Raw genomic sequence first — 20331 nt, 5'->3', positions numbered from 1 at the left:
CTCACGAGGCCCGGAGCACGTTCGTCCCGCGGTGTCAATCACTCCGACAGCAGCGGCCGCGAGGAGTTCGTCACGACGAGCAGGCTGGACAGCCCCATCGCGACGGCGGCAAACAGCGGGTTCAACAGCCCGGTCACTGCCAGCGGGATCGCGATCGCGTTGTAACAGAACGCCCAGCCGATGTTCCCCTTGACGCGTCTCCCGGCGGCCCGCGAGAGTTCGAAGACGGTCTCGATGGAGGCGAGGTCGTCGTCGACGACCGCGACGTCCGCCGCGTCCGCGGCCATCGCCGTGCCGCCGCCGAGAGCGATCCCGAGGTCCGCGGCCGCGAGGGCGGGCGCGTCGTTCGTCCCGTCGCCGACCATCACGGTCCGCCCCTGCCGCTTCAGTCGTTCGACCGTCTCGGCTTTCCCTTCCGGGGGGACGCCCGCGAACACGGACGACACCGCGTCGTGTTCGCGGAACACCGTGGACGCCCTGGCGTCGTCGCCGGTGAGGACGACGACCTCGACGCCCGACTCGTCGAGCGCGGACAGCGTCTCCGCCCACCCGTCTCGCAGTTCGTCCCCGACGACGACGACGCCGACCGCCGCCCCGTCACGTCCCACGGCGACCGGCACTCGCCCCACGTCGCGGGCGGCGGCGATCGACTCCCGGATCGCGGCCGGGACGGTCCATCCCCGCTCGTCGAAGAGATCCGGGTGACCGACGACGACCTCGACGCCGTCGACGACCCCGGAGACGCCGCGGCGGTGGCTCTCGAACGACTCGACCGACTCCGCGGCCGTGACCGCCGTCCCGCCGTCGGTCACGGTCGGCTCGGTCACGTCCGATCCGGTCACGTTCGATTCGGTCACGTCCGATCCGGTCCCGCCCGGTCGGGCCGCGGCGATGGCCCGGCCGACTGGGTGTGCCGAGCGGTCCTCCAGCGCGGCCGCGAGTCCGAGCAGGTCGTCGTCGACGTCGCAGTCGACGACGCACATCTCGCCCGTCGTCAGCGTCCCGGTCTTATCGAACACGACGGTGTCCGCGCCGCGGATCCGCTCGAACACCGTGTCGTCGAACACGACGATCGACCGGCGGAGCGCGTCGCGGATCCCGGCCGCGACCGCGAGGGGCGTCGCCAGTCCGAGCGCGCACGGACACGAGACGATGAGCACGGTGAGCGCGACCAGCATCGCCGTCGCGACGCCGTTGCCGAGCGCGAGGTTGATCGCGGCGACGACGATCGCGATCGTCAACACCAGCGGAACGAAGACGGTCGCGAGCCGGTCCGCGAGCTTCTGAATCCCGTGGTTCCCGCTCTGGAGGTCCCACACGAGTTCGGCGACGCGGTCGAGGCTGGACGCGGCGTCGGGACCGACGGCCACGGTCACCGCGCCGTCCGTCACCACCGATCCGCCGACGACGCCGTCGCCGACTACCTTCCGAACCGGAAGCGACTCGCCGGTGACGACCGACTCGTCGAGCGCGGCCGATCCGTCGACGACCTCGCCGTCGACCGGGATGCGCTCTCCCGCCCGGACGAGGACGTGATCGCCCGGAACGAGCTCGTCGATCCCGACCTGCTCCGGGTCCGGGTCGGCCCGCTCGCCCTCCGGGTCCGGGTCGGCCCGCTCGCCCTCCGGGTCCGCGTCAGCGTGCGCCGCCTCCACTCGCTCCGGGTCGTTCTCGCTGGCTCGCACGCGACGTGCGGTGTCGACCTGCGCCGCGGTGAGATCCGAGAGGAGCTCCGTCGAGCGGCGTTTGATCGACGACTCGTAGTTGTTGCCGACGGTGACGATGACGATGATCGCGACCGTCACGTCGTAGTATATCGACGGGCTCTCCAGCAGCATCACCGCCAACGTGCTGTACAGGTACGCGCTCACGGCGGCGATCGCGACGAGGAGGTCCATGTTCGGCGAGCGCGTTCTCGCGCTCACGTACGCGCCGCGCAGGATCGGCTTGCCCGTGAACAGGAGGACGATCGTGGTGAGCACGGCGATGACGATGAAAAAGTACGTCCCGGACGTCGACGCCATCGCCTCGTTCAGGAACGTCAGGGTCCGCTCGTCGTAGAAGGGGAACGCGAAGTACGTCGGATAGATGATGACGATGTACTGGAGCATGACGGCCATGCCGACCATGACCCCGGCGGCGACGCGCGCGGTCGCCATGTTGTCCGCCTGCCGCCGCGAGAACGCGTCGTCGCGGTCGTACGCGTTGTACCCGAGTCCGCTGACCGCCTGGGCGACGTCCTCGGAGGAAACCGCATCCGGGTCGTGGTCGATCCGCACCGTGTCCGTGACGTAGCTGGCGCTGGCGGCGCTCACACCGTCGGTTCGGGTCGCGACCGTCTCGATGAACGCCTCGCAGGTCGCACAGTGCATCCCGTCGACCTCGAGGAACGTCGCCTCGTGATCGGCGGGGACGTCCGCCCGACCCCCGTCCGACGCGTCGGCGTCGTCCGCCCGCCGAGCGGCGCGAACGTCCTCGGCGTCGACGTCGGTGTCGACGTCGCCGAGCGCGTCGAACACGTCCCGACAGCCGACACAGCAGAACCGGTTGCCGTCGGCGTCGACCACGTCAGCGCCCTCCGTCGGGAGCTCACAGAGCGTGCAGCCGTCGGGGGTGTGTGTCTCTGTCACGTCTCGGCCTCGGTCATGAGTGTGTCTCGTCGGTCCCGCTCGTTCGTCGGTCCCGCTCGTTCGTCCGTCCCGCTCACGATCGTCGAGAGCGGCTTACGGTCGTAGCTACGGGCTGTTGGGGTCGAGCGCGGTAATGGGTTTCGTCGTTCGTCCCGGCGTTCGATCGCGTCGTTCGTCCCGGCGTTCGGGTCGTATCACTCGCTCCGGAGTTCGATCCCGGTAAGTACGGCGAGCACGGCGAGCAACGCCGCCTCGGCGGCTTTCGACGCGAGCGCGAGACGGTCCGCGAAGAGATGCGTGGCGACGACCGCGATTGCCGACGCGTCGGAGTGTCCGTGCGCGTGTCGGCCCGGCCAGAACGCGCCGTGGTCCAACACCGTGTGCCACGCGGCGTAGCCGCCGAGGAAGGCGACCATCAGAGCGATCCCGCCGACGTATATCGGAAGGGGATCGAACCCCTGTACGGCGAGCGCGATCCCCGCCAGGATCGCCACGGTCGCGAGGAGAAACGCGGCCGGACGCGGGTCGGGAAACTGCCACACGAGCAGCTGTGTCGCCGCGTTCGGGAGCGCCCAGTACGCGTGGATCCCGGCGACGACGGTCGCGAGGAGTCCCGCCGCGATCCGAAGGGGACGTCGATGTTCGATCATCTGCGTGTGGGCACGGTCCCGGCTACCAATTCGGTTGCGATCCCGAATCCCCGGAGCTCGGTCCCGACCCCGAATCCCCGGAGCTCGGTCCCGATCCGGACCGTCGAGCGTCGGGGGCGGTCGCGGGTCCACGCGGCGTCCGACGGTGCGTTGAGGTAGCTTCATACTGACGGAGCAACGCATACTGAATAGATGGTCCTCAACGAGCGAACCCGTGGAGGAATCGGCGGGATCGACCCGGTCCGCGACGGTGGACTGCTACCCGATCGGTCGTGTATCGATCCGCTCACCCAGCTCCGGATCCTCCGGCGGGACTTCCCCGGGCCTCCCGAGCTCGAAGCCGACGATCGGTAGCTCGATGCGAGATCGATCCGGACCAACGCTGGAAGCCGAACGCTGGGTGTCCACAGCGTCGATGCCGACGATCTGCTGTTGCCTTCGACCCGGAGAGGATCGTCGGCTCCTCACGGAGTGGCTGGACGCGAACGGGTACGAACCCGTCGTCTCAGCGCCCGACGAACTATCGAGCACGTCGTTCGACTGCTGTCTCGTCGACCTGCCGTCGCTTCGTGACGGCGAGTCGGCGCTGCGAGACGTCCGCACGACCCGCGACGGGATCGTCCCGTGTCTACTCATCGCCGGGGGAGACGCCGATGAGACGCTCTCGAGGCTCCCACGGTCGGTCGCAGCCGTCGTAACCGACGTGCTCGGAACGCCCCTGCGGACGACGGTGTTGCGGCGACGACTGGAGAACGCGCTATCCCTCCGACAGCTCACGATGGCGCTCGTCGGGAACCGGGAGCGATACCGCCGACTCGTCGAGGGGACGCCCGCCGCGGTGTTTCTCCTGACCGACGGGGATATCACCGACAGCAACGACGCCGCCGAGCGATTGGTCGGCCGGGACCCCGAGGAGATGGACGGCGAGCGGTTCGTCCGGCTGTTCACCGAGCCTGACCGCGACCGGATCGATCGGCTTCTCTCCGAGCTGTCAGGGCCCGAGCCGACCGAGTTCGTCGAGGCGTCGATGATCGGCCGGGATCGGTCGGTCCCGGTCGAGCTGGCAGCGACCGCGATCCGCGACCACGCCGATCACGCGTTGTCGGATCCAGTGGCCGACGACACTCCCGGCTCCGGCTTCACGAGCGACGTGCAGGTGGTCGTTCACGACGCCTCGCGTCGGAAGGCGCGCGAGGAACAGCTCCGACTGTACCGACGCGCGATCGACGCCGCGACGATCGGCATCACGATCTCGAACCCCTCGCTTCCCGACAACCCGCTCGTGTACGTCAACGAGGAGTTCGAACGGCTGACGGGTCGGTCCCGCGAGGAGATCCTCGGTCGGAACCCGCGGGTGCTACAGTGCCCCGACAGCGACCCCGAGACCATCGCACAGCTCCGAGAGGCGATAGACGCCGGTGAGCCGGTGTCCGTCGAGATCCTCAACGAGCGCGCGGACGGCAGCCGGTGGTACAACGCCCTCGAGGTCACGCCGATCTACGGTCCCGGTGGCGACGTCGAGTACTTCCTCGGATTTCAGCGCGACGTAACGAACCGCCGAGAGCGGGAGATCCGACTCACGGTGCTCGATCGCGTGTTGCGACACAACCTTCGGAACAGACTCAACGTCGTCCTCGGGCACGTCAACGAGATCGAGGACGGAAGCGACGACATCGAGTTCCACACGGGACGGATTCGATCGGCCGCGGAGAGCCTGCTATCGTTGTCGGACGCAGCGAGGCGGTTTCGATCGGTACTTAAGGAGAGACGAGCGGATGACGGGCCGATTCGACTCGACCGAGAGGTAGCGAACACGGTTGACGCGCTCCGCAACGTCAACCAGCAGGCGGCGATCGAGACGCGGCTGCAGCCCGTGACGGTTCGGTCAGGAGCCGGACTGACGGTCGCGGTCGAGGAACTCGTTTCGAACGCGCTCGCGCACTGCGACCGCGATCCGGAGGTTGTCGTGACGGTTCGCCGCACCGACGACGAAGCCGTGTTGTCCGTCGCGGACAACGGACCGGGGATCCCCGAGGCGGAGCGCCGAGCCCTGTCCGGGGACGAGGAGACGCCGATCGACCACGCGTCCGGTCTCGGTCTCTGGCTCGTTCAGTGGGTCGTGGACGACGCCGGCGGATCGGTGACGTACGACGACAACGATCCCCGCGGCTCGATCGTCACCCTCCGGGTGCCGATCGTCTCGGACGACGCCCCTCGCTGAGACCTCTACCCGACCGCCATCGCTCGTGGCGGCTCAGCCGGGAGGTCGACGGACACGCGCTCGAAGGAGTCGCCGGCGTCGGCCGTTCGGTACAGCCCCCGATCGTTCAGGGCAAACATCCCGTCGTCGACGGATCCGCTCGCGAGAACGGCACGATACGTCCCGTCGCCGGTCGGGAGCCCACGGCCCTGGAGTCGCTCCCACGTCTCGTGTGCTCCCGTCGTCGCGACAGCCGCCCGCTTCCGGTAGAGGTACGCCTCGCCGCGCCGGTGTGCCGCGGTCGCGTCGGACGCCGCGCTGACGAGCACCGTTCCCGGATCGGCCGGATCGACCGCGAGTCCCCACACGTAGCCGTGATCGAGTCCGGCGTCGGGAGCGGCCCACGTCCGACCGCGGTCGTCGCTCTCGGCGTAGCCGTCCCCCGCCGCGGCGTACACTCGGTCCGGCGCGTCCGGATGGGTCGCGAGCGTGTGGGTGTCCCGCGGCGAGCCCGCCGGCCGGTCGATCCACGTCTCGCCCGCGTCGGGTGTCACGAGGAGCGCGCCCGCCTCGATACCGACGTACCAGCGCACGGGATCCGCCGGACACGGCTCGATCCACCGAACGTGGTGGGTGTGGGGACGCGGCGGAAACGACCACTCCGACGCCGACGGGACGTCAGTCAGCCCGTCGAGCCGCTCGAAGGAGTCGCCGCCGTCCGTCGACCGATGAACGCGCGAGGGCTCGGTTCCGACCCACACCTCGTCCGGATCGTGCGGGCTCACCGCGAGCGCAGTGATCGACCGGGACTCCCCCGGATCGGTCGCCGCTTCGGCGTCGGCTCCCGCATCGGCGACCGCGCCGTCGGGAGAGTCGAGGGAAGGATCGTGGGCGAGATCGACCCGGCCGAAGGAGCCGCCGCCGTCCACCGAGCGATACAGCCCGTCCCCGGACGTTCCCGCGAAGACGCGCCCCGGTGCGTCGGGCGACGACGCCACGCACTCGACGGTTCGGCCGGCGAGCCGGCGATCGACCCGTGGAACCGCCGGGTCGACGATCCACAGCCCGCCGCGGTACGCGGTGTATACGGTCATGGTGTGAGACGAATACGCATGCTAGAGATAAAAGCCGTGCAGTGCCCGGAGCGATGGAATGCGATCCGAACGATGGAACGCGATCAGAACGGAAGCGCGTCGCGGAGCCCGTCGAGGAACCCGCCGCCGTCTTGCCGAGCGTCGTCGAAGACGGGATACACGGCGTTGAGGAACGCCGTTTCGTTCTCGAACTCATCTTGCGGGACCCGCTCTAGGACCTCGTCGATCCCGAGCGACCGCCCCTTCGCGTCGTAGGGGATCTGCTGGCCGTCGAGCGCTCGCCGGATCTCCTCGCCCGTCGCGGGGAACGACACGTCCGCGTCCTCCAGCCGGGCGTCGAGGGTGGCGATGCCGAACTCGATCGCTTCGGGCTCGGACGTTCCGCCGCCACCGGGTGGGCGTGCTGCCATCGCCGGCCGGTACGCCGCCGTCCGTCTTTAAACCCGTGTTCGCGTCGTCGCGTTCGCTCGACGCCTCACTCCGGGACGGACTCCTCGGGAGGGACGGCGTCGATGATGCCGAGCTCGACCGGCTCCCCCGCCCGATCGAAGGCGGCGACGTGGTCGTCGTCGTACGGCGGGACCGCGACCAGCACGACCGCGGCGAGGTCGTCCGTTTTCGAGAGTTCGAGGGCTCCGTCGGGATGCGACAGGAACCGGGCGCGACCGCGGCCCGCCGGCGTCCCCAGGTCGACGCCGAACACCGCGTTCACCGACCCGCCGACGTCGGCCAGCGTGAAGTGCGTGAGAACCGGCGTTTCGGGGTCGAGCCCCGTTTGGGTGTCGAACTCGGCGGCGGGAGTCGCCGACAGCTGGAGATTCGCCGACAGCGGGTCACGCTCGTCCGCGTGGTCGAGGAGCACCGTCAGCAGGTCCCGTGTGACGTGTATCACGCCGGCACGTACGGTCCGGTCGGATAAAAACCCCCGACGGCTAGAGGAACGGCCACCGGACGTCGACGAGGCGGTCGTGGGTCCCGCGTATCGTCGGGCGCGCGAGGTGATCGTTCGCGTTGACGCCGTGGTCGGCCAGGTGACCCAGCGCGTCCTCGAGCGAACGGTCCGAGCGGTCGATCGACGGGTCACGGACGTACGGTGCGTCCAGCGGCGACGACGGGGAGTTCGCCACGTCGATCCGGTCCGTGAGGTCGGTTCCGAACGCGTACGGCGGCTGGTGGAAGTGCCATCCGTTCACGGATATAAAGAGCCACGCGTCCCCGTTGATCGCGTGGTACTCCCCGGAGACGGCGGACGGATCGGACGCGACGACACGTCGCAACACGTCCGTCTTCGTTCGGTACAGCGCGTCCTTCCGCGCAGAGCAGACGTTGCTCCGCGTCGTGTCTCCGCGCTCGTAGGCGTCGGTGGCGTCGTCGGAGAGCTGTTTGGCGACCTTGTTCACGACGTACAGCGATTCGAGCAGGTCGTCGGTTGGTTCAAGCGGATCCACGATGGACACTCCTCGGAGAATCCCGGTACCTGATTCCCCGGTTCGTCCCGTACTCCGACAGCCGGACGCATATGGGTTTCGTCGTCCGTTCAGCGTCTCATCACCGTGCTCTGTGTCGTGGCGACCACGACGATACGGCCCTGTTGCGATCCCCTCTTTCAGATACGACACGGCATGAAACAGCCGATCGGTGATGGGTACTTCTTGATCGATAACGGGAGTACGTGAATCAGATCGGTGGGACGGTTGTTTATACGTGGAACTGGGGTGTTGCTGGCGGATGTTTATAACTGATCGACGACTCTGCGATGAACACTTGCAAAGCCCCAGCCGCTCGCTTATAAATGGTCTTCCTCGGATCGACGGTAAACGCCTGCAAAGCCCCAGCCGCGACGACTCGCGCGCCTTGCTGCGCGCCTCGCTCGCGTTGCTCGCTTCGGTGCTTACTGCGGCGGGCTTCGTCCTCGCGGCTGGGGCTTTGCAGGCGTGCATCGTCGATCCGAGCGAGATCGCTTATAAATAGTCGACAGCAACACCCCAGTCTCACGTATAAACAACCACGCCACCGATCTGGTACACCCACTCCCGTCATCGATCAAGAAGCACCCTTCAGCGGCCGGCTGTTGCATGCCGTATTGTGTCTGAAGGATACGATCTCAACAGAGCCGAAGAGGAGACGTAAGAAGAGCGGTCACTGCTCGTTCATCGCCTCGCTGGCGATGTTGCGACCGCGGGAGTTGAGCGACACCTCTCGACGGACCCTGACCTCCTCGACGACCTCGAGGTCGATCAGTCGCTCGAACGTCTCCTCGACGACGTCGACGTCGATGCCGAGGAACGACGGGATCTCGAACGGGGACACCCCGGAGTACAGCGCCATCAACACCTCCCTGTCGCGGCTCGAGAGGTCGACGTTCGTCGAGCTCCGCTCTTCACCCTTCTGGAGCCACGCCTCGACGAACCGCACGCGCTCGGGAGCGCCCGCGATGTGCGTCTCGATGCTCGTGCCCTCCTCATCGGTGTGTGACACCTCGATCACGGGTTTCTTCTCGCCGTTGACGGTTCGCTGTGCCGCGTCGAGACCGCTGATGTCGTCGAGATCGAACTTCACGAACGCGCCGCTCTCCATCGCCGCGTTGAGCCCGTTCTCGTCGATCTTCACCCGCGCCTGCTCCCACTCGGTCTCCTGGACAACGCCGCCGGCGACGGCGGGGTGTTTCGCCATCAGCGTCCGCTGGTCGAGCAGCGCGCGGTACACGTCCCGCTCGAACGCCTCGTGATCGGCGGCGGCGACGATCAGCACCTGATCGCCGAGATCGAAGCTCACGTAGTTGGACACCCGCGTGATCGACTGGTTGGCGTCGTGTCGACCGCCGAGCCCCTCGAGTTTCGAAAGCGAGATCGTTCGCTTCCCGTCGTTGCCCGCGAGGATCAGTCGGCGGTTCGACAACAGGGCCCTCCCGGGCGTCCACGAGACGTCGTTGATCGCTCGTCCGTCGCGGACGGCGACGGCGAACCGTGCCTGGGTGTCCGCGATCTTGTACTCACTTTCTCGGTCGCTCATTTACATCCCTCCGGCACGAAGCTTGGAAACCGCCGAGAACGCTCGCTTCCGTACCGCCGCGCTCTCGTCGTCCGTCAGTCCTTCGAGCCGATTCAGCGTCTCCTGTCCGCCGATCTGCCCGAGCACGAACACCGCCTTGGCCCGGGCATCCTCCGAGTACTCCGGCGAGAGGCGGTCCAGAAGCGTCTTCTCGGCTTTCGGACCACCGAGCGTTTTGAGGCTGGTCGCCGCGAACTGTGACGCCTGCGCGTCGTCGTCGCCGAGCGCGTCCGCGAGCGCCTCGATGGCGGCCACCGACTCCGGCTCGGCGACCCGACCGAGGATCCACGCCGCGTTTCGGCGCTGGCGGTTCTGTTGCCCCTCCGTGAGTATCTCCACCAGCGGCTCCACGACGGTGGAGTCGTCGGCCGCTTTCAGTTCGGAGACGACCTGATCGCGGACCGCGTGACTGTGCTGAGTCGGGACGTTCGACAGCAGTTCGATGATGGAGTAGACCGCGGCGTTACGGACGATGGCGCTCTCGTCACCGAGCGCGCGGGCGAGCGGCTCGACCGGCTTCGGATTGTTCGCCTTGCCGAGCGCACCCGCCGCGATCCGCCGAAGCGACTCGTCGGAGTCGTCGAGCAGGTCGGTGAGTGGTTCGAGCGCCCTGTCGGTCGCGATCCCGCCGAGCGCGTTCGCCGCCGCCCGGCGGACCCGCGACTGATCGTCGAGACGCTCGACCAGCGCGGGCACCGTCCGCGGATTCGTGAACGATCCGCACGCGTGACACGCTCTGAGCCTGACGCGTGGGTCCGCATCGGAGAGCGCGTCGATGAGCGCCGGCAACGTGCTCGGTTCGGCGAGTCGGCCGAGCGCGTTCACCGCGGCCATCCGGAGCTCCGGGCGGTCCGACTCCAACGCCCGTGCGAACTTCTTGGCGGTGACCCACTCGGCCTCGGCGCGTTGCCCGCCAGTGAGCTCGGCGAGGAGCTGTTCGACCGCCTCGTGACCGATCTCCTCGAGCGCATCGACCGCCGCGCCGCGGACCTGCGGGTCCTCGTCGTCCGTCGCCGCGCGGAGCAGGGCGTCGATGGTGGCCTGCTCGTCCGCGTCCGAGAGCTCACCGAGGAACTCGCCGGCGCGCCGACGGACCGCCGCGCTGTCGCTTCCCAGAGCATCCCGGAGGCGTTCGACGTTCCCCTCGCGAGCGTGCTGGTACAGCGACATCAGTTCCTCCGGAACACCCGCCGTCGTTTATCGACCGGATCGTATCCGCCCGACCGATTCGGCGGAACGCTCTCGGTCATGCCGACGACGAGCACGCCGCCGTCGGATAGCGATGCTTCCAGCGTATCGAACAGCGCGCCCTTGTGGTCGACGTCGATGTAGATGAGCAGGTTACGACACAACACGACGTCGAACGGCCCGCGCGAGCCGTCGCGGATCAGATCGTGGGTGTCGAACTCGACCAGCCGACGTGGCTCGGAACGGATCCGGAACGCGTCCTCGTCCCGTTCGACGTATCGGTCCGGATCCGAGAGCGGTGCGAGCTCCGCCGCGATGTCGGTCGTTCTGGTGGTGTGATACACGCCGGCACGGGCGTTCGTGAGTGCCTCCTCGCTGATGTCGGTGCCGAGCACCTCGACCCGTCCCTCGTCGATCCGGTCGTCGTCGCACGCGAGCATCGCGAGCGAGTACGGCTCCCGTCCGTCGGCACACGGTGCCGACCAGACGCGGACGCGTCGTTGGTCGGCGGTGAGTTCGCGCAGCACGTCCCGGAGCACCTCCCACATCTCCGAGTTGCGGAAGAACTCCGTGACGTTGATCGTGAGCGCGTCCATCAGTGCCTGTCGCTCGTCGGCGTCGTCCCGGAGGATCCGCTCGTACTCCTCGTGGGACTCCGTGTCCCGGCGGCGCATCCGTGCGGTGATCCGACGGTCGAGGTACGACGTGTTGTAGTAGCCCGGCTCGAACGGTACCGAATCATCGATCTGACGAAGCACGCCCTCGAACGCGGTTTCGTCGGTCATAGGCTCACCACGTCGAGGACGGCAACGACGTCGCCGTCACCGAGGACGGCGGTCCCGCTGAGTCCCGGGGTTCCCGAGAGCGGCCCGTCGAGCGGTTTCACGACCACTTCCTCCTGGTCCAACACGGCGTCACAGTGGAGCGCGACCTGCCGAGTCTCCTCGCGGATCCGAACGAGCATCCCCGATCCGGCGGCACCGGAGGCCGCGTCGGTCGCGGCTTCGGTCGCGTTCGACTCCGCCGTGGCGTCCGGCTCGACGACGACCTCGTCGGAGCCGCCGTCGGCGGCCGCGACCGGCTCGTCCGGTTCCTCCCCGACTTCGACCGGCTCGTCCGGTTTCTCCTCGACTTCGACCCGTTCCTCCTCGATCGCGACGCCGCCACCGCTGCTGGCGACGTCGAGTCGCTCGTTCAGTCGGATCACCGGATACAGGTCGTCCTCGTGGCGGATGATCTCGTCGCCGTGGACCTCCTCGATGCCGTCGGCACGGGCGATCTCAGCGATCGACTTTATCGGGATCCCGTACTCCGTGCCGCCCACGTCGACGAACATCACCTTGACGATGGCGACCGTCACCGGGAGCCGGAAGCGGACGGTCGTCCCCTCGCCCGGCTCGCTGTCGACGTTCACGGAGCCGTCGAGGTCGCGAGCAGTCGTCCGGACGACGTCCATTCCGACCCCGCGACCGGAGACGTCCGTCACCTCCTCTGCAGTCGAGAAGCCCGGATGGAAGACGAGATCGTACACCTCGTCGTCGTCCATCGCCTCGACGGCCTCGCGGCTCTCGACGCCCTCGTCGACCGCCTTCTGGCGGAGCACGTCGGGATCGAGCCCGCCGCCGTCGTCCGACACCTCGATGACGACGTGATCGCGGTCGCGCCGGGCGGTGAGCTGGACGTGTCCCGTCGGATCCTTCCCCGCCGCCTCGCGCTCCGCGGGCGGTTCGACCCCGTGATCGACCGCGTTCCGGAGGACGTGCACGAGCGGGTCGCGCATCTCCGTGAGGATCGTCCGGTCGAGCTCGACGTCGTCGCCCTCGATGTCGAAGGAGACCTGCTTGTCCACGTCGCGGGCGATGTCTCGGACGAGCCGCGGGAACGAGTCCGAGACCTGCGAGAACGGGATGAGTCGCATGTCCATCGCGGTGTCCTGCAGGCTGGACGCGAGCTTGTCGAGCTCGTCGAGCGCGTCCGACTGGACGTCCGCCTCCTCCAGTTCCCGCCGGAGCTTGATCCGGCTCGTCACCAGCTGTTCGACCAGTCCGTACAGCTCGTCGACCTGATCGACGTCGACGCGGATCGACTTGATCTCGTCGCGGTCCGGCTTCGCGTCCGTCGAAGACGCGTCGTCGGAGCTCCCGTCAGTCGCCGGGCCGCCGTCATCGGCTCCGGTCGACCCGTCGTCTCCGTCCGCCGTCGGTCCGGAGCCCGCGTCCGTCCCGTCGACGAGGACGGTATCCACGGACTCCACCTGCGTGAGCGCACCGAGCCCCTCGGCGACGACGTCGGGGTCGTCGGCGACGACGAACGCGCCGAACCCCTCGTCGTACTCGCCGGCTTCAAGCGCGTCAGCGTCCGGAACGGTGCGGTTGTCGGCGAACTCGCGGTCGAGCGCCTGCAGCACGAACGTCGCGTCGACGCCCGCCATCGACGTCTCACCGATCGTCACGTCCGCGTACACGAACGCGTCCCCGTCCATCGCGGACGCCACGTCGGGGATGTCCGGGACATCGACCGCGGACGCGTCATCGGGCTCGGAGGAGTCGCCGTCGTCCGCTCGGTCCGCCTCCTCGTCGTCCGCTCGGTCCGCCGTCTCGTCGTCCGCTCGGTCCGCCGTCTCGTCGTCGCTCGGCCCTCCACCATCACCGCCGCCGTCGCCCCCGCCCACGGCCCCGTACTCCTCCATATCTCGGAGCCGCGACTCCAGATCCGACGGGTCGGTCGACACCGCACCGGTGTCGGAGATCTCCGCGACCATCGCTTCGACGGTGTCGACGCCCTCGAAGAGCAGATCCATCAGCTCCGGGGTGACCTCTCGGTCGCCCTGTCGGACGGCATCGAGGAGGTCCTCCAACGCGTGCCCGAACGAGGAGACGTCCTCGAACCCCATCGCCGCGGCGTTCCCCTTCAGCGTGTGTGCGACGCGGAACACGTCGTCCATCGCCTCGTCGTCCTCGGGGTCAGTTTCGAGGGCGAGCAGGGCGTTGTTGAGGTCCGTGATCCCGTCCTCCGCCTCGGCGACGAACGCGGCACGGTGGGAGTCCATCAGGTCTCACCTCCGACGATCGCCCCGGCGACGTCATCGAGGTCGTGGACCTCGTCGATCGCTCCGGTCTCCACCGCCCGTTTCGGCATTCCGTAGATGACGCACGTGTCCTCGCTCTGTGCGAGCGTTCGCGCGCCCGCGTCGGCCATCGCGCGGATCCCCTCGGACCCGTCCGACCCCATCCCCGTCAAGATCACGCCGACGAGCGGGTCGTCGATCGTCTCGGCCGCCGAACGCATCGTCACGTCCGCGGCCGGTTCGATGGGCAAGGAGTCGTCCTCGACCAGTTTCACCCGGAGCCGTCCCGCCCGATAGCTGTCGATCCGCGTGTGACTCCCGCCGCACGCGACGAGCGCTTCTCCGCGGCCGATCCGCGCGCCGTCGGTCGCTTCGCGCACGTCGTACGCCGAGACGGCGTCGAGCCGGTCCGCGAACCGCGACGTGAACGCCTCCGGCATGTGTTGGACGATCACGATCCGACAGTCCATCGCCGGGAGCGACGCCATCACGCGCTCGACCGCGTTCGGCCCGCCGGTCGAGGCACCGATAATCACGGTGACCGGGTCGTCGAGTTCCGTGAGGGGCGCGTCGGTCGAGACGCTCGTCGCCGGCTCCGTTCGGGTCGCCGCGTCGAGGTCGGCACCGGCGACCGACCGGACGGCCTCGACGAGTCGGTCGGCTTCGCGGGAGACCCCCGTCGAGACCTCCCCGCCCGGCTTCGCGAAGAAGTCCACCGCCCCGCGGTCGAGCGCCTTGAACGTGACCTCGGCACCCTCGTCAGTGTGTGCCGACAGCATCAACACGGGCGTCGGCGTCTCGGCCATGAGTCGCTCGACCGCCTCCAATCCGCCCATACCCGGCATCTCGACGTCCATGGTCACCACGTCGGGTCGCTTGGCGGCGACGACGTCGAGCGCCTCCTCGCCGTCGCCCGCCTCACCGACGACGGACACCCCGGCGTCCGTCAGCAGGTCCGCGATCAACCCGCGCATGAACGGCGAGTCGTCGACGACGACCGCCCGCGGGAACTCGTCGGTTTCGTCACGTCGATCCGTCGTCCTACTCATGTACGGAAGCGGGCCCAGAATCGGCATAAACCCACGGACCCAGTAATCACACCTGATAATCCAGGGGACACGGTTATGGGCCCGATCCACACAGTAGCGGGTATGGCAGCCATCGAGACGGACGCCGAACCCACGAAGGTGTTGGAGTTCGGCCTCGGCGACGGAACGTACTGTTTGGACATCGGCGTCATCGACGAGATCGTCGACGCCGGCGAGCTCACTCGGATCCCCAACTCGCCGGATCACGTCGAGGGCGTGATGGACCTGCGCGGTCGGACGACGACGATCGTCGACCCGAAGACGCTGTTCGGGATCGGCGAGACGGGATCGCGCGAGCGGATCGTGGTGTTCGACGACGACCGGTTGGGCGAAAGCGGCACCGTCGGCTGGATGGTCGACGAGGTGTTTCAGGTCCGCGACGTCGCGCCCGATGACGTTGATAAGGGAACCACGACCGACGACGCCGGCGTCAGGGGGATCGTCAAATCCGACGACCGGTTCGTCGTATGGGTCGCACCGGACGTCGCCGGCGACGACGTCGTCGACGCCGTCGAGGAGATCAGCGAGGGCTAACGACGGAGCAGCCGGCGAATCATCGACGGCGATCTCGATCCGTTGGCGTCAGTTCTCAACAGTGAAAACCGGGTACGAAGACTTATCAGATAACCGACGAGGATCCACGTATGCAGATCTCCAGTGGCGTCCCCGGGTTCGACGGCCTCGTCGACGGGGGGTTCCCGGCGGAACGGCTGTACGTCGTGAGCGGGCCGCCCGGGAGCGGGAAGACCACGTTCTGTTCGCAGTTCGCCGCGAACGGTGCGAAAAACGGCGAGGACGTGTTGTACGTCAGCATGCACGAGACGAAAGAGGGGATCCGTGAGGACATGGGCAGCTACGAGTTCGGGTTCGACCGCGCGCTCGACACGGACCGAGTGACGTTTCTTGACTCCTTCTCGTCGGACGGACGCCGGTTCTTCGGGCTCCCCGGGGAACGGCGGGACAGTTCCGGCGTCACCAATCGACTGACCGGGTTCATCAACTCCCGCGACATCGACCGGGTCGTGTTCGACTCGACGATGCTGTTGCGGTTCCTGCTCGACGACGGCGAGGACACGATGATCCAGCTGCTGTCGTCGCTGAAGCGGTGTTCGGCGACGACGCTTCTCATCTCCGAGATGACGGACCCGAGCGCGTACTCCGAGGAGCACTACCTCGCACACGGCGTCGTCTTCCTCCACAACTACCTCGAGGACGACGGGATGCGTCGCGGGATCCAGGTGTTGAAGATGCGCGGCACGGGTATCGACACGGATATTCAAGACGTGGAGTTCACCGACGAGGGACTACACGTCGGCTCCGCGGCGACGCTCACCCACTGATGTACGAACGCACGTTCGACACGGAATGGGAGGAACTGAGCCGTCAGGAGGCGATCGATCGGGCGTTCGCGCTCGGCGTCGCCGCGGGCTGTGGTGTCGAGCGACCCGAGGAACTCGACCGGATCACCGCCGCGATCCGGAGCGCGTACGATCGAAGCCTCATCGAGCTCGCGTACGACGAAGGCCGGACGAAGGCGCTGGAGGCCCCCGAATCTGAGCCGGCAACGGTGTGGGACCAACTGGTCGACGGGGCCGGCACGCCGCGAACCCCGCCGCTTCCGGCCGCGCTTCCGGGAGCCATCAGCGAGTTGACGATCACACGGAAACCGCGTGGTGGTCTTCCGTCATCGCTTGATCTCCCCTCGCTCCTCCGGAAGTGATCCCTCGGAAGGGTTTTACGGGGCTCGCCCCCACGGGCCATACGTGAGCGTACTTCCCGACGCTGTCGTCGACGCCGACAGCGTGCTCATCAGCGGCCCGCCGATGAGCGGGAAGTACGACCTGTTCATGCGCCTCCTCGCGATCTGGTCGGACGCACCGATCGTCATCTCGACGGGCAACACCGCCGAGAAGACACGCGCGGACTACGAGCGGATCACCGATCGGACGGGCGATGACCTCGTCGTCATCGACTGCGTCACCCACGAGCAAGGCGAGAAGGTCCCGGACACGCCGACCACGAAGTACGTCGCCAGCGCCGGTAACCTCACCGACATCGGGATCAAGTTCACCGACGTCGTCGAGTCGTCGACCGGACGAAAGCGCGCGGTCGGGGTCTACTCGCTGTCTCAACTACTGATGTACTGGGACCCCGAGCGCATCTACCAGTTCACCCGCGTGCTGGTGTCGCAAGCGTCGGGGGAGGGATGGCCGCTCGTCGGGGCCGTCGGCTCGACCGCCCACGACGAGCAGGTGATCCACACGCTCCACGAGCCGTTCGAGGTGGTCGTCGAGACGCGGATCGACGACGACCAGCGGGAGTTCCGAGCGCGCGGCCGAGTCGGGCAGCCGACGGAGTGGACGCGGTTCTAGCCGACCGGACGCCGATCTAACGACTGGACGCCGATCAGGCCGCCTTCTGGTCGGCGAGTTCCGCGTCGTTTTCGTCGCGTGCGGTGTCGAGCTCCGGAGCGTCGGCGTCGCCGGGCGTGGGGGCGTGCGCCTCGTCGCCCATCGCGATCCAGACGAAATACAGCATGGCGGCGATCATCAGTGCCGTCGCGATCGATCCGACGACTGCAACCGGAAACACGAGCGAGTTCATACCACCCGATCCCCCGTCACGGACCATCAACGTGTCGGCTTGGGTCGATCGACCCGACGGAGTGTACGAGAAACCACCGCCGTCGAGAGGTTAAAGGGCCGACCCGTCGACGGTCGGCGTATGAGCGATCGGATCCCGGTGACCGTACTGTCCGGAAGCCTCGGTGCCGGAAAGACGACGCTTCTGAATCACCTGCTGAAACACGCCGGCGACCGCGACATCGCGGTGTTGGTCAACGACATGGGCGACGTGAACGTCGACGCCGAGCTGATCGCGGAGGGGTCGGAGCTCGACGTCGACGACGGCGTGACGGAGCTCTCGAACGGCTGTATCTGCTGTGAGCTCCAGGACGACTTAGAGACCGCCGTGGTCCGACTCGCGAACGAGCGATCGTTCGACGCGCTCGTCGTCGAGTCGTCGGGAATCTCCGAGCCCGCACCCGTCGCTCGCCTGTTCACGACCGAGTCGCGCGCGGCCGCCCGCTACCGGGTCGACGCGCTGGTGACGGTGCTCGACACGCGACGCTTCCTCGACGCGTTCGCAGGTGAGGACGTTCCCGAGCGGCGAGGGACCGACGAGGACGGTCGACCCCTCTCGGATCTCCTCGTCGACCAGGTCGAGGTGTCGAACGTCGTGCTCCTGAACAAGACCGATCTGTGCACCGACGCGGAACTGGCGGAGGCGGAAGCGCTCGTGGGCGCGCTCCAGCCCGACGCCGAGACGATCCGGACCGCCTTTTCAGAGGTCGACCCCGAACGACTCCTCGATATCGGCCTGTTCGACGAGCACGAGGTCGGCGACCTCCCCGGCTGGAAGCGCGCATTAGCCGAGAGCGGCGGCGGCCACGACGATCACGGGGACGGAGGCGATCACGGGGACGACCACGGCGGCGACCACGACGACCACGACCACGGGGACGACCACGACGATCACGACCACGACGGCGACCACGACGACCACGGCGGCGACCACCACGGCCACCGCCACCCCGACGAGGTGTACGGCGTCACGTCCTTCACGTACCGCCGTCGACGACCGTTCCATCCCGGACGGATCGCCGCGGTGCTCCGTGACCTCCCCGTCGGCGTCGTCCGCGCGAAGGGGACGCTGTGGATCGCCGGCAGCGACCTCCGACAGCAGGCGAGTCAGGCCGGGCCGTCGGTTCGCGTGACGGCACCGAGCCCGTGGATCGCCACGCTTCCCGAGGTCGAACGCGACATGCTCCGTGCGAACAGGCCCGAACTGGACTGGGACGACGAGCACGGCGACCGCGTGACGGAGTTCGTCGTCATCGGCACCGACGTCGACGAGGCGGCGCTCAGGGGTCGGTTCGACGACGCGCTCGTCGACGACGACGAATGGGAGACGGCCCGTTCGGGAGAGTCCCTCGACGGCGAGGAAGCGTTCCCGAGCGAGCCGGGCGAGGAGGTCGCGCTTCGGGAACCGCGACCGGCGACGGAGGAATCGGAGCGCTGACGGGAGCGGACGACGAAGCCGAACGGCGGCCGACGGGCGAAGCGGTCAGTCCTCGACGCGCGCGGTCACGAACTCCTCGAACGGCTCGGAGTACTGCATGAGGATCGTTCCGAGGATGCTCATGAAGAGGACGTATCCCACGGCGAACGCGTTGATCTCGTTTGCGGTCGCGACGGATATCCCCGCGCCCGCGCCGCTCAGTGCGATCGTCGCGATGATCAGCGAGAACTCCCCGCGCGTCACCATGCCGAGACCGACCCGCGTGGAGCGTCGAGCGTCGAGGTCGTACACGCGACCGCCGAGGTAGCCCGAGACGAGCTTGGTCGGGGTGGTGACGACGACGGCGATGGCGATCGCGAGCACCACCGCCACGCTCGCGAACAGGGCCGGGTCGGTCTCCAGTCCGATCCAGAAGAAGAACACCGCCGCGAACGTGTCGCGGACGGGTTCGAGCAGCTCCTCCAGCTCGTGGACGTGACTGGTCGAGGAGAAGGCCATCCCGACGAAGAAGGCGGCCACCGCCTCGCTCACACCGAGCGCCAGTGCGCCACCGGCGATGAGCACCGTGATCCCGATCACTCGCAACACGGTGAACTCGTTCGAGTTCACCGCCAGCGTGCGCTCGAACCACGCCGTGCCGAAGTAGACGGCGAGGAGCAACACGAGGATGAAACCCATCCCCGTCCCCACGGAGACGGCCGCGTCGACGACGTCGTCGCCACCAGCCACCAGCGCCGCCGCGACCGCGAGATAGACGGCGATGAACAGGTCCTCGTACACCAGCGTGCCGAGCATCGGCCCCGCCTCGTCGTTGGCGATCCAGCCGAGGTCGATCAGCGACTTCGTGATGATCGCCGACGAGGAGATGTACACGATCCCGGCGGCCAGAAACGCCGCGAGCGGCTCGCCGAACAGGAACCACCCGAGTATCAGGCCGGCTCCGAAGTTGATGACGAGGTCGATCGTCCCCGCCTTCCCGATCCGCTCTTTGCTCTCCAACAGGCGGTCGAGGTTGAACTCCAGCCCGAGAAAAAACAGGAGGAAGACGATCCCGAGCTCCGCGCCGATCACGATGAACTCCGTCGGCTCGACGACGAGCAGCTCCGTCGACAGGAGCTCTCCGGCCACCGCCGGCGACAGCAGCATCCCGATCACGATATAAAAGGGGATCACCGACTTGTTGAGCCGGTTCGCTGCGACGCCCATCAGCGCCAGCGCCGCGAACATGACCCCGATCTCGAGCAGGTCAGCCACCGATCATCACCACCGTCGCGCCGCTCCGT

The 20331-nt window shown here is 67.9% G+C and carries 21 protein-coding genes; 8 read left to right on the top strand and 13 right to left on the bottom strand.

The features are described from left to right. Positions 1 to 38: 38 nt before the first annotated feature. Both ACNSN7_RS05750 and ACNSN7_RS05745 read right to left on the bottom strand, forming a co-directional pair. Entirely contained in the window at positions 39 to 2630 is a 2592-nt protein-coding gene (locus ACNSN7_RS05750; protein WP_418281314.1) for a heavy metal translocating P-type ATPase, read from the bottom strand. A 194-nt stretch (positions 2631 to 2824) separates the two neighbouring features. Beyond that, positions 2825 to 3280, bottom strand: coding sequence for a hypothetical protein (locus ACNSN7_RS05745; protein ID WP_418281313.1), 456 nt, complete (start codon positions 3278 to 3280; stop codon positions 2825 to 2827). Between the two features lie 192 nt (positions 3281 to 3472). Here ACNSN7_RS05745 and ACNSN7_RS05740 point away from each other — a divergent pair, with 192 nt between their 5' ends. Together ACNSN7_RS05740 and ACNSN7_RS05735 are read left to right on the top strand one after the other, a co-directional pair. Then, positions 3473 to 3634 carry a hypothetical protein gene (locus ACNSN7_RS05740; RefSeq protein ID WP_418281312.1) on the top strand — a complete coding sequence of 54 codons (162 nt, stop codon included), beginning with the start codon at positions 3473 to 3475 and terminating at the stop codon, positions 3632 to 3634. Between the two features lie 4 nt (positions 3635 to 3638). Then, the gene (locus ACNSN7_RS05735) at positions 3639 to 5501 is read left to right on the top strand and encodes a PAS domain S-box protein (RefSeq protein ID WP_418281311.1); all 1863 of its coding nucleotides are present in this window, start codon (positions 3639 to 3641) and stop codon (positions 5499 to 5501) included. A 5-nt stretch (positions 5502 to 5506) separates the two neighbouring features. On the opposite strand, the gene ACNSN7_RS05730 is transcribed toward ACNSN7_RS05735, so the two are convergent. The 4 genes from ACNSN7_RS05730 to ACNSN7_RS05715 all read right to left on the bottom strand — a co-directional run bounded on the left by ACNSN7_RS05730 (position 5507) and on the right by ACNSN7_RS05715 (position 8022). After that, positions 5507 to 6574 carry a WD40/YVTN/BNR-like repeat-containing protein gene (locus ACNSN7_RS05730; RefSeq protein ID WP_418281310.1) on the bottom strand — a complete coding sequence of 356 codons (1068 nt, stop codon included), beginning with the start codon at positions 6572 to 6574 and terminating at the stop codon, positions 5507 to 5509. An 83-nt stretch (positions 6575 to 6657) separates the two neighbouring features. Then, entirely contained in the window at positions 6658 to 6984 is a 327-nt protein-coding gene (locus ACNSN7_RS05725; RefSeq protein ID WP_418281309.1) for a DUF5789 family protein, read from the bottom strand. 65 nt (positions 6985 to 7049) lie between these two features. Then, complete coding sequence (locus ACNSN7_RS05720; protein ID WP_418281308.1) at positions 7050 to 7466, bottom strand: JAB/MPN domain protein-containing protein; 417 nt, start codon at positions 7464 to 7466, stop codon at positions 7050 to 7052. A 40-nt stretch (positions 7467 to 7506) separates the two neighbouring features. Further along, a complete protein-coding gene (locus ACNSN7_RS05715) occupies positions 7507 to 8022 on the bottom strand; it encodes a hypothetical protein (protein WP_418281307.1) in 516 nt (171 codons plus the stop codon). A 316-nt stretch (positions 8023 to 8338) separates the two neighbouring features. Here ACNSN7_RS05715 and ACNSN7_RS05710 point away from each other — a divergent pair, with 316 nt between their 5' ends. After that, positions 8339 to 8545 (top strand): hypothetical protein, encoded by a 207-nt coding sequence (locus ACNSN7_RS05710; protein ID WP_418281306.1) that lies wholly within the window; start codon positions 8339 to 8341, stop codon positions 8543 to 8545. Between the two features lie 168 nt (positions 8546 to 8713). Here ACNSN7_RS05710 and ACNSN7_RS05705 read toward each other — a convergent pair whose 3' ends face one another. From ACNSN7_RS05705 to cheB, 5 genes are read right to left on the bottom strand one after another with little or no spacing between them, the layout of a single operon-like run. Continuing rightward, positions 8714 to 9586: a CheF family chemotaxis protein gene (locus ACNSN7_RS05705; protein WP_418281305.1), complete on the bottom strand. Its 873-nt coding sequence runs from the start codon at positions 9584 to 9586 to the stop codon at positions 8714 to 8716. Beyond that, positions 9587 to 10795 carry a HEAT repeat domain-containing protein gene (locus ACNSN7_RS05700; protein ID WP_418281304.1) on the bottom strand — a complete coding sequence of 403 codons (1209 nt, stop codon included), beginning with the start codon at positions 10793 to 10795 and terminating at the stop codon, positions 9587 to 9589. Further along, entirely contained in the window at positions 10795 to 11598 is an 804-nt protein-coding gene (locus tag ACNSN7_RS05695; protein WP_418281303.1) for a CheR family methyltransferase, read from the bottom strand. The genes ACNSN7_RS05700 and ACNSN7_RS05695 overlap by 1 nt, the downstream gene beginning before the upstream one ends. Next, positions 11595 to 13862, bottom strand: a complete 2268-nt coding sequence (locus ACNSN7_RS05690; RefSeq protein WP_418281301.1) for a chemotaxis protein CheA — start codon at positions 13860 to 13862, stop codon at positions 11595 to 11597. The genes ACNSN7_RS05695 and ACNSN7_RS05690 overlap by 4 nt, the downstream gene beginning before the upstream one ends. After that, complete coding sequence (cheB, locus tag ACNSN7_RS05685) at positions 13862 to 14929, bottom strand: chemotaxis-specific protein-glutamate methyltransferase CheB (protein ID WP_418281299.1); 1068 nt, start codon at positions 14927 to 14929, stop codon at positions 13862 to 13864. The genes ACNSN7_RS05690 and cheB overlap by 1 nt, the downstream gene beginning before the upstream one ends. A 102-nt stretch (positions 14930 to 15031) precedes the next feature. Here cheB and ACNSN7_RS05680 point away from each other — a divergent pair, with 102 nt between their 5' ends. The 4 genes from ACNSN7_RS05680 to ACNSN7_RS05665 all read left to right on the top strand — a co-directional run bounded on the left by ACNSN7_RS05680 (position 15032) and on the right by ACNSN7_RS05665 (position 17340). After that, positions 15032 to 15502: a chemotaxis protein CheW gene (locus ACNSN7_RS05680; RefSeq protein WP_418281297.1), complete on the top strand. Its 471-nt coding sequence runs from the start codon at positions 15032 to 15034 to the stop codon at positions 15500 to 15502. A gap of 110 nt (positions 15503 to 15612) precedes the next feature. Further along, complete coding sequence (locus tag ACNSN7_RS05675) at positions 15613 to 16308, top strand: RAD55 family ATPase (protein WP_418281296.1); 696 nt, start codon at positions 15613 to 15615, stop codon at positions 16306 to 16308. After that, a complete protein-coding gene (locus tag ACNSN7_RS05670; protein ID WP_418281295.1) occupies positions 16308 to 16688 on the top strand; it encodes a DUF8057 family protein in 381 nt (126 codons plus the stop codon). The genes ACNSN7_RS05675 and ACNSN7_RS05670 overlap by 1 nt, the downstream gene beginning before the upstream one ends. A 43-nt stretch (positions 16689 to 16731) precedes the next feature. Beyond that, positions 16732 to 17340 carry a DUF7504 family protein gene (locus ACNSN7_RS05665; protein ID WP_418281293.1) on the top strand — a complete coding sequence of 203 codons (609 nt, stop codon included), beginning with the start codon at positions 16732 to 16734 and terminating at the stop codon, positions 17338 to 17340. Positions 17341 to 17374: 34 nt separating this feature from the next. On the opposite strand, the gene ACNSN7_RS05660 is transcribed toward ACNSN7_RS05665, so the two are convergent. Further along, complete coding sequence (locus ACNSN7_RS05660) at positions 17375 to 17572, bottom strand: hypothetical protein (RefSeq protein ID WP_418281292.1); 198 nt, start codon at positions 17570 to 17572, stop codon at positions 17375 to 17377. A 120-nt stretch (positions 17573 to 17692) separates the two neighbouring features. Here ACNSN7_RS05660 and ACNSN7_RS05655 point away from each other — a divergent pair, with 120 nt between their 5' ends. Continuing rightward, positions 17693 to 19048: a CobW family GTP-binding protein gene (locus tag ACNSN7_RS05655; RefSeq protein ID WP_418281291.1), complete on the top strand. Its 1356-nt coding sequence runs from the start codon at positions 17693 to 17695 to the stop codon at positions 19046 to 19048. A 45-nt stretch (positions 19049 to 19093) separates the two neighbouring features. Here ACNSN7_RS05655 and ACNSN7_RS05650 read toward each other — a convergent pair whose 3' ends face one another. Then, positions 19094 to 20302, bottom strand: coding sequence for a cation:proton antiporter (locus tag ACNSN7_RS05650; protein WP_418281290.1), 1209 nt, complete (start codon positions 20300 to 20302; stop codon positions 19094 to 19096). Positions 20303 to 20331: the final 29 nt, after the last annotated feature.

The organism is Halorubrum rarum, assembly GCF_048380895.1.
Classification (GTDB): Archaea; Halobacteriota; Halobacteria; order Halobacteriales; family Haloferacaceae; genus Halorubrum.
The sequence above is the reverse complement of the archived record's forward strand: the minus strand, read 5'-3'. Positions and strand labels throughout refer to the sequence as shown.